The organism is Streptomyces sp. NPDC096193, from assembly GCF_040302905.1.
Lineage (GTDB): Bacteria > Actinomycetota > Actinomycetes > Streptomycetales > Streptomycetaceae > Streptomyces.
The window spans coordinates 118,313-126,840 of record NZ_JBEOSJ010000023.1; the positions used below are offsets into that span (position 1 = coordinate 118,313).

General features: G+C 71.0%; 9 protein-coding genes. 2 read left to right on the forward strand and 7 right to left on the reverse strand.

The window, feature by feature from the left end; all coding sequences use genetic code 11:
• Nucleotides 1–15 precede the first annotated feature (15 nt).
• The 7 genes from ABTX78_RS28000 to ABTX78_RS28030 all read right to left on the reverse strand — a co-directional run bounded on the left by ABTX78_RS28000 (nt 16) and on the right by ABTX78_RS28030 (nt 6,495).
• Complete coding sequence (locus tag ABTX78_RS28000) at nt 16–1,080, reverse strand: DUF1906 domain-containing protein (RefSeq protein ID WP_352209564.1); 1,065 nt, start codon at nt 1,078–1,080, stop codon at nt 16–18.
• Nucleotides 1,081–1,132: 52 nt separating this feature from the next.
• Nucleotides 1,133–2,299 carry a lipid-transfer protein gene (locus tag ABTX78_RS28005; protein ID WP_352209565.1) on the reverse strand — a complete coding sequence of 389 codons (1,167 nt, stop codon included), beginning with the start codon at nt 2,297–2,299 and terminating at the stop codon, nt 1,133–1,135.
• Nucleotides 2,296–2,691, reverse strand: coding sequence for a hotdog family protein (locus tag ABTX78_RS28010; RefSeq protein ID WP_352209566.1), 396 nt, complete (start codon nt 2,689–2,691; stop codon nt 2,296–2,298). The genes ABTX78_RS28005 and ABTX78_RS28010 overlap by 4 nt, the downstream gene beginning before the upstream one ends.
• Nucleotides 2,688–3,785 (reverse strand): acyl-CoA dehydrogenase family protein, encoded by a 1,098-nt coding sequence (locus ABTX78_RS28015; RefSeq protein WP_352209567.1) that lies wholly within the window; start codon nt 3,783–3,785, stop codon nt 2,688–2,690. The genes ABTX78_RS28010 and ABTX78_RS28015 overlap by 4 nt, the downstream gene beginning before the upstream one ends.
• Before the next feature lie 2 nt (nt 3,786–3,787).
• Entirely contained in the window at nt 3,788–4,786 is a 999-nt protein-coding gene (locus ABTX78_RS28020; protein ID WP_352209568.1) for a bifunctional MaoC family dehydratase N-terminal/OB-fold nucleic acid binding domain-containing protein, read from the reverse strand.
• On the reverse strand, nt 4,783–5,961 hold the full coding sequence (locus ABTX78_RS28025; RefSeq protein ID WP_352209577.1) for an acyl-CoA dehydrogenase family protein: 1,179 nt from the start codon (nt 5,959–5,961) through the stop codon (nt 4,783–4,785). The genes ABTX78_RS28020 and ABTX78_RS28025 overlap by 4 nt, the downstream gene beginning before the upstream one ends.
• Before the next feature lie 228 nt (nt 5,962–6,189).
• Nucleotides 6,190–6,495 (reverse strand): hypothetical protein, encoded by a 306-nt coding sequence (locus ABTX78_RS28030; protein WP_352209569.1) that lies wholly within the window; start codon nt 6,493–6,495, stop codon nt 6,190–6,192.
• Nucleotides 6,496–6,808: 313 nt separating this feature from the next.
• On the opposite strand from ABTX78_RS28030, the gene ABTX78_RS28035 reads away from it, so the two are divergent.
• Complete coding sequence (locus ABTX78_RS28035) at nt 6,809–7,675, forward strand: bifunctional DNA primase/polymerase (protein ID WP_352209570.1); 867 nt, start codon at nt 6,809–6,811, stop codon at nt 7,673–7,675.
• A 350-nt stretch (nt 7,676–8,025) separates the two neighbouring features.
• Complete coding sequence (locus ABTX78_RS28040) at nt 8,026–8,385, forward strand: DUF805 domain-containing protein (protein ID WP_352209571.1); 360 nt, start codon at nt 8,026–8,028, stop codon at nt 8,383–8,385.
• Nucleotides 8,386–8,528: the final 143 nt, after the last annotated feature.

Consider the following 8,528-nt stretch of genomic DNA (forward strand, 5'->3'; position numbering starts at 1 on the left):
CGCGGCGGGAGTCGCTCAGGGGCGAATCCGCGCCACAGGAGCGTCCGCCATGCTCCGGCCGACGGTCAGGCTGTGGCCGCCGTGGCTCTCGGTGACGTCGCCGTCGTACTGGTGGATCCGCCGCTTCGGCCGCCAGGCATACGGGTTCAGGACCTGCTCGTCGTACAGGTCCTCGTACAGGGCGGGCTCGGGGCTCCGGCGGGCGAACCACACTGCGGACGGCAGGTCGCCCGTGCCGGCCAGCCGGGCGCGCTCCATGTGCAGCACCCCCGCGTCGGCGGTGCTGTGGAAGCCGGGCACATAGCCCCGACGGCGTACCTCGCGGTTCCACGCACGGACGAAGTCGAGCGTGGCGCGGGCGCACGCCACGTCGTCCACGTCGTACGCCTCCAGGTCGAGATAGAGGGCACTGCCTCTGGCCATGCCGAGCGCCCAGGCTTGCTCCACCGCCTCGTTGCCCTCGCGCTGCCCCTCGGCGCCGGGACTCGCTCCGATGACGGCGGCGCGTCTGCGCTCGTCCCGGACGCAGGGGGACTGCGAGCCGGCGAACACGGGCAGCACCCGCCAGCCCATCCGGTGCACCTCGGCGACCCAGTCCCGCGTGAGCCGGGGTTGTTGCGGGCAGCGCCGCCCACGGCCGGCGTAGGACACACCGACCGCGCCGTACGGGGACGAGGTGCGCCAGGCACGCATCGCGGCCAGGGGCGGTGCCTGGCAGGTGTCGAACGCCAGGCCCCGGAAGGTCAGCGCGGTGTCGGCGGTCGTGTCGACGACGGCGCCGGAACCCTCGGCGGGAGCGTCGGCGTTGCTGTCCGGCTGTGCGTCGCTCTTCGGCAGGGCGTTGTTGTGGCGCTCGGCACTGGTGTTGGTGTCCGCTTCGGCGTCGGCGTCGGTAGGGGCGTCGGCCTCTCTGTCGGTGGGGGGTTGCGCCGCGCGGGCGCCGTCGCCCGGCGGGGCGTCGACCGCGGACGCGTACGCCGTGTCCCTCGGCGCGGGCCGCTCGGGTTCCGGTGCCAGCAGCAGACCGAGCAGGGCGGTCAGTGCGAGGGCGACGGCGGCGGCGCATTTCCGTAGGCGCATGTGCCGAGTGAACGGCGGGCTGGGCGGCCGGGCCACCGCTCAGCCCGCTCGCTCAGCCGTCCGCGCCCAGGATCAACCCGGATGTGGGAACGCCGGTGCCCGCGGTGACCAGGGCTCTGGCCGCGTGCGGTATCTGGTTCACCGAGGTGCCCCGTATCTGGCGAACCGCCTCCGCGATCCCGTTCATCCCGTGCAGATAGGCCTCCCCGAGCTGACCGCCGTGGGTGTTGAGCGGCAGCGCGTCCGCCGCCACGAACTCCGCCCCCTCGCCGGGACCGCAGAACCCGAATTCCTCCAGCTGCATCAGCACGAAGGGGGTGAAGTGGTCGTAGATGATCCCCACGTCGATGTCCTGGGGCACCAGGCCCGAGGTCCGCCAGAGCTGCCGGGCGACCACTCCCATCTCGGGCAGTCCGGTGAGGTCGTCGCGGTAGAAGCTGGTCATCTGCTCCTGTGCCCGGCCCGCGCCCTGCGCGGCGGCGACGACCACCGCGGGGCGTTGCGGCAGATCACGGGCCCGCTCCGCGCTGGTCACCACGATCGCCTGACCGCCGTCGCTCTCCTGGCAGCAGTCCAGCAGGCGCAGCGGCTCGACGATCCAGCGCGAGGCGGCGTGCTCGTCGAGGGTGATCGGCTTCCCGTAGAAATACGCGGCCGGGTTGCGGGCGGCATGACGGCGGTCGGTCACAGCGACATGGCCGAACGCCTCGGGGGTCAGACCGTAGGTGTGCAGATAGCGCTGGGCCGCCATGGCCACCCAGGACGCGGGGGTGAGCAGCCCGAACGGGAGGTTCCAGCCGAGCGCCGCGCCCTCGGCCGACGGCTCCCGCTGCTGCACACCCGCGCCGAACCGCCGCCCCGACCGTTCGTTGAACGCGCGGTAGCAGACGACGACTTCGGCGATGCCCGTCGCCACGGCGAGAGCGGCCTGCTGGACGGTGGCGCAGGCCGCTCCGCCGCCGTAGTGGACGCGGGAGAAGAAGGACAGCTCTCCGATGCCGGCCGCCTGGGCGACGGTGATCTCGGGGCTGGTGTCCATGGTGAAGGTGACGAGGCCGTCGACGTCGGCGGGGGAGAGGCCGGCGTCGTCGAGAGCCGCGTGGACCGCCTCGACGGCCAGTTTCAGCTCACTGCGCCCGGAGTCCTTCGCGAACTCGGTCGCCCCGATGCCGACGACGGCGGCCCGCCCGCCGAGTTCGTCCCTGCGGCGGATGCTCATACAGTGCCCTCCGGTGGAAGGGTCACCGTCACCGTGCCCGTGACATGGGTGCCGATGCCGTTGGCGCCGACGACCCGCACTTCGGCGGTGTCCCCGGTGACGGAGGCGATCGTGCCGCGCAGCACCATCGTGTCTCCCGGGTAGTTGGGCGCGCCCAGCCGGATGGCGACCTTGCGGAGAACGGCGCGCCCGCCGATCCGGTCCGTGATGTAGCGCCCGACGAGACCGTTGGTCGTCAGGATGTTCATGAAGATGTCCGGGGATCCCCTCTCCCTCGCCAGTTCGGCGTCGTGGTGCACGTCCTGGTAGTCGCGCGAGGCCACGGCGCCGGCGACGATCAGTGTCCGGGTGATATCGATCTCCAGCGGCGGCAGTTCGTCACCGGCCTTCACCGGGCTCCCTCCTTCGCGAGCATCGCTCCGAGCTCCGCCAGTACTGCGCTGCCGCAGCCCTGGTACGCGTCGAGCTGCCGTCCCCAGAGGAAGTGCCGGTGGACGGGGTGATCGACATCGGCGCCGATGCCTCCGTGCAGATGCTGGCCCGCGTGCACGACGCGCTTTCCGGCCTCGGACGCCCACCAGGCCGCCGTGAGCGCGTGGGTGACACACGGCAGACCTTCGTCGTACCGCCAAGCGGCCTCGTAGGCCGTGACACGAATGGCTTCGGTGTCCATATGGGCGTCGGCGGCACGGATCAACACGCCCTGGTTGGTGGAGAGCGGACGGCCGAACTGCTCGCGTGTGGTGGTGTGTTCGACGGCGCGGGCGAGCGAGCCGGCGCACACGCCCGCCTGCAGCCCGGCGAAGGCGATACGGCTCGCGCTCAGCACCTGCTGATACGGCCCCGTGCCGCCGATGCGCAGGGCGTCTTCGAGATCAACGCTCGAGGCCCCGACCCGCTCCGCCGGGGTGGCGTCCAGGACGAGCCGCGCGGCCGACCAGGGCGCGGTGGTGTGCACCGGCTCGGTCTCCGCGTCGGCGACCCGCACCCACCACAGGCACCGGTCCTCGTCCGCGACCAGCACATGCGTGGCATCGAGCAGCCAGGGCACCCAGCCGACGATCCCGGTCAGACGACCCTCCGCCGGCCCGGCGGCACCGACGGAGGGGCCGCCGCGGGCACGTACCGCACCGGGGTCGGTGACGGCACCCGTCGCCACCACCGTCCCGTCCCGCAGCCCGGGCAGCAGCCGCTCGCGCTGCTCGTCCGTGCCGTGCGCGAGGAGGGGCAGCAGTCCGTACGCACAGGTCGCCGCGAACGGCACCTGTGCCGTCGTCCGGCCCTGTTCCTCCAGCAGCAGCACCAGTCCCAGCAGGCCGATGTCCTCGACGGCGGCGACGAGTCCCGCCGCGCACAGGGTCTTCCACAACTCGGCGTCCGTCCCGGTGCCCGCGGCGGCGAGCCGGTCGGGCGTGGACAGATCACCGAAGATCCTGGCCGCCAGCTCCCGCGCGGCGGTCTGCTCCTCCGTGAGCGTGAAGTCCATGGTCAGTCCTCGCCCCCGGTCGCGCCCGAGCCGCCGGCCGTACCCGTACCGGCACCGGCAGCCCCGTAGGATCCCGCACCCGCACGGCGGAAGACCGGCAGCTCCAACTCCTCGTCCACCCGCAGGAACTCCAACTCCACAGGCATCCCGATGCGCACCTTGTCGTACGGCACCCCAGTCACATTGCTGACCATCCGCACGCCTTCCGCGAGCTCGATCAGCCCCACCGCATACGGCCCTGTCGTGTCGCCGTGCTGGTCGGGTGCGGCGAAGCCGGGGAAGACAGGGTGGTGCATCACCACGTACGAGTAGACGGTGCCGGTGCCGCTCGCCTCGACCGTGTCCCACCGGTCCGAACCGCAGGCATGGCATCCGGGAAGCCAGGGGAACCGCTGGGTGCCGCAGCCCGTGCAGCGCTGGATCAGCAGTCGGTGCTCCGCCACCCCTTCCCAGAATCCGGCGTTGTCCCTGTTGATCACCGGCCTCGGCCGCCTGCCCTTCGGCTTTCGCGCGGCCGGCGCGTACTTGAGGATGCGGAAGCGGTGCGTACCGGCGAGCTCGTCGTTCGCCCGGACGTCCATCCGTGTCGTAATGAAGTGGCCCGTCCCGAGCTTGGTCGTCTTGCACTGCGACACCGAGTCGATCGCACCGTCGAAGGTGATCCGGTCGCCCGGCCGCAGGGGCCGCAGATACTCCTGTTCGCAGTCGGTCGCGACGATCGAGGTGTACCCGGCGTCGTCGAGCAGGCCGAACAGCTCGTCGTGCACCGTCGAATGCGCCGTGTGTCCCGACAGCCCGCCCATCGTCCACGCCTGGAGCATGGTCGGGGGCGCCACCGCGTCCGGCCCCCGGTACGCCGGGTTGATGTCCCCCATCGCCTCGCACCAGTGCCTGATCATCGGCTCGTTGACCGGGTCCTTCCCGGTTCCGCCCGTCGTGGTCGCCCTGCCCTCGTACGCCTTCAGCCGCTCGTACAGCCCTGGCACGTCCGTGTCCGTCACCGCCGCCCCCTCGTCATGCCGAGCCGCATCGTCGCGACGATCTCCCGCTGCACCTCGCTCACCCCTCCCCCGAAGGTGTTGATCTGTGCCGCCCTGTTCATCCGCTCCAGCTCCCCGTCCCCCGGAGCACCTGTGCCGAGAGCCCCGGGCGATCCGGCCCGGACCAGTCCGGCCTCCCCCGCGATCTCCTGGCACATCCGATACACCTCGACCGCCGATTCGGTTCCCGCGACCTTCACCCCGCTCGCGTCGCCGGGGGCCGGTCCGCCTGCCTCCACATCGCCCACCAAACGCCAGTTGAGCAGGCGCGTTGCCGCCAGCCTGGCGTGCGCTTCGGCCGCCCGGAACTGGACCCAGGGCTCGTCGATACGACGCCTGCCGCTCACTGGATCGGGTGTACGGGCCCGCTCCAGGGCGGCCGCGAAGAAGTCCTCGGCCTGCATCCCGATCGCGGCGAGCGCCACCCGCTCGTGGTTGAGCTGATTGGTGATCAGCCTCCAGCCGCCGTTCTCCTCGCCGACCAGGTTCGCCGCGGGCACCCGCACGCCGTCGTAGTACGTGGACGTCGTGGTCTGACCTCCCACGGTCTCGATCGGTGTCCACGAGAACCCGGGCGCGCCGGTCGGCACGAGGATGATCGAGATGCCCTTGTGCTTGGACGCGGCCAGGTCCGTACGGCAGGCGAGCCAGATCCAGTCGGCGTTCTGGCCGTTGCTCGTGAAGACCTTCTGGCCGTCGATCAGCCAGGAGTCGCCGTCGCGGACGGCACGCGTGCGCAGAGCGGCGAGGTCCGTCCCGGCCTCCGGCTCGCTGTAGCCGATCGCGAAGACGATCTCGCCGCTGAGGATGCCGGGCAGGAAGGCCGACTTCTGCTGCTCGGTACCGAATTTCATCAGGGTCGGGCCGACGGTGTTGAGGGTCACCATCGAGACCGGCGCACCGGCGCGATGGGCCTCGTCGAAGAAGACGAACTGCTCGTCGGCGCCGCGGCCCTGACCTCCGTACGCGACGGGCCAGCCGAGACCGAGCATGCCGTCCGCGCCGATCCGGCGCAGCAGGGCACGCCGGGCCTCCGCGTCTGCCGGTGGCGGTGGACCTTCCGGCATCAACGCCTGGAAGTACGAGCGCAGTTCGGCGCGCAGCTGTTGCTGCCGCTCCGTCGGGGCGAGGTGCACGGCGGCCGCCTCCCGGGCGTACGGATCGCGGGGGGACAAGGGGTATCTGACTGTCCGTCAGTTAGCGCTACCCTGTCAAGGTCGTACCGCGCTCGCGATCGCGCGAGGCCCCGCACGCAGCTCCACCGAGGCCGCACCTCCACCCGGAACCGACTGCGCGACGGCACCGAAGTGCCGTCGCGCAGCCAGTGGCTCATCCCAGGATCGAACCCCCCGTCGGGCCGGTCGTCACCACAGGTTCGTGAAGTTCACGACGGTCTTCGACTGGTCGATGGCCGTGAACGCGGAGCCGTTCACGCTGGCGATGTTGCTGTGATTGGATGCGCCGGCACCACTCGCAACCTGCTGACTGGCTGTCGAATTACCCCAGTTGTCGCCACCGACGCCGCTGCCGAGGATCGATGCCACCGTCGCGTTCGATCCGTCGTCCGCGAACGCTCCGTTGTCGGCCGTGGCGACGCCCGAGAACAGGGCGGCCGTGAGGGGCAGGGCTGCGACAGCGGCGAGGACGCGGGCGGTACGGATGCTTGCCATGTCATTTCCTCCAGGAACCGGAACTGCGGAAGTACGGCTGGTTCCAGAGCAGTTGGCCGACCGCTCCGGATCGTGGTCACGACGTCGCGATCTCAGAGTTGCCCACCGAATCCCCGGCGAACCACCCATCCCGGAACGATTCCCCCGCAAGCGTGATGACATGTCGATAAACCCCCCTTCCCCACCACAGGGCGGCAGCTCAGCAGCACAGAGGCGACACATCCCAGTGGCCGCAAGGGACGAAGCGTTACGGCACATCTTCGGCCGACCTTCCCCTCTTCCCTTCTTCGAACGCTTGTACGAAAATAGAGCCATGGCCATCACCGACCGGCAGACCGCGACCCTGGCCCTCGCCCACGCCCTCTCCGCCGCGGAGCGAGGGCTCCCCGTCATCCCCCTGTCCCCCACGAAGCTTCCGGCCCTGCGTTCCCCGCACCACGGCGAGGCCGAGCCGGTCCTGTGCCGTGGCGAGTGCGGCCTCCCCGGCCACGGTGTCCACGACGCCACCACCGACCCGGCGGGCGTGCGCGCGCTCTTCGGGGCCGCGCCCTGGGCCACCGGATACGGCATCGCATGCGGTCGTCCCCCGCACCATCTGATCGGCATCGACCTCGACACGAAGGCTCCGACCGACTCGGTCTCCGCGCTCCGACACCTGGCGTTGCGGCATCTGTTCACCATTCCGGAGACGGTCACCGTGCTCACCCCGAGCGGCGGCCGCCATCTGTGGCTCACCGGTCCGCCGGACGTCGTCGTGCCGAACTCCGCGAGCCGGCTCGCCCCCGGCATCGACGTGCGCGGCGCGGGCGGCTATCTGGTCGGCCCCGGCTCGGTCTCCGCCCACGGCGCCTACCGGCTGGCCCCCGGCACCGCCGAACTCTCGCCTGCGCCGTGCCCCCGAGCCCTGCTCCGGCTCGTCGCACCCCCCACGCGCTCCCGGCACGCCACACGATCGCGCCCGCCGCACGGCCAGGGCCTGGTCCAGTTCGTCCTGGCGGCACACGAGGGCCAGCGCAACACCCGTCTGTTCTGGGCGGCATGCCGGGCGTACGAGAACGGCATCGGGGAAGACCTCGCCGACGCCCTCACCGAAGCGGCGGTGCACGCGGGCCTGAGCGAACGCGAAGCCCGCGCGACGATCGCCTCGGCGGACCGGCTCACCACGGGCCGGGGCCGCTGAACGGGGGAGCGAAAGGGAAAACGGGGGCGGAGGGTGCCTCACGAGGGCCTCACGAGGGGGGATCCCTCCCGCCACCCGCTTCGCCCCTGGTGTGTCCCACGCCACACGAAGCGCCATGCGTGCCCGTCGACTCTCCGGGCACCAGCCCTGTCGAGGCTCCGTCGCGTATCCCCCGTCGCGACGGGGCCTCCCCCCCTGCCACCTGGGCTTTTCCGCACAGTCGAGCTGACGGTCAGTCGGCCGCCCGTTGTGTCTCAGGTAACAGTTTGACCCGCACACTTCAAGCCCCATAGGTTCTGCCCCTGGCTTGATCCATGAGGATCAGGCACCACAGTCCTTTGGGGGGCGTAATGCACTGGTACCTGGACGTGCTCAAGAAGTACGCGGTGTTCAACGGGCGGGCCCGCCGCCAGGAGTACTGGATGTTCACGCTGTTCAGCGTGCTCATCAGCATTGTGCTGGCGGTCATCGACGCCGTCATCGGCACGAGCCCCGTCATCGGCGCCATCTACACGCTCGCCGTGTTCCTCCCGACGCTGGCTGTGACCGTCCGCCGCCTGCACGACACGGACCGCTCCGGCTGGTGGATCCTCATCGGCCTCGTCCCGCTGGTCGGCTTCATCGTCATGCTGGTGTTCCTCGCCAGCGAGGGCAAGCGCCACGACAACAGCTACGGCGCGGACCCGAAGCTGGTTCCGGCCACCTACTGATCGCCGCACCACCGGCCGCCGGGAACCGCTCTTTCCCGGCCGGCCCCCGAGCGCCGTGCCCGACGAGTCCGTCGGGCACGGTCTCGATCAAGGACGCGGTCGACCACGCCGTGAGCTGGATGACCGAAAAACGCTGTTGATTG

Bases quoted from the DNA above. Each gene is read 5' to 3' on its own strand.
- ABTX78_RS28000 (WP_352209564.1), bottom strand. From the start codon at position 1,080: ATGCGCCTACGGAAATGCGCCGCCGCCGTCGCCCTCGCACTGACCGCC.
- ABTX78_RS28005 (WP_352209565.1), bottom strand. From the start codon at position 2,299: ATGAGCATCCGCCGCAGGGACGAACTCGGCGGGCGGGCCGCCGTCGTC.
- ABTX78_RS28015 (WP_352209567.1), bottom strand. From the start codon at position 3,785: ATGGACTTCACGCTCACGGAGGAGCAGACCGCCGCGCGGGAGCTGGCG.
- ABTX78_RS28030 (WP_352209569.1), bottom strand. From the start codon at position 6,495: ATGGCAAGCATCCGTACCGCCCGCGTCCTCGCCGCTGTCGCAGCCCTG.
- ABTX78_RS28035 (WP_352209570.1), top strand. From the start codon at position 6,809: ATGGCCATCACCGACCGGCAGACCGCGACCCTGGCCCTCGCCCACGCC.
- ABTX78_RS28040 (WP_352209571.1), top strand. From the start codon at position 8,026: ATGCACTGGTACCTGGACGTGCTCAAGAAGTACGCGGTGTTCAACGGG.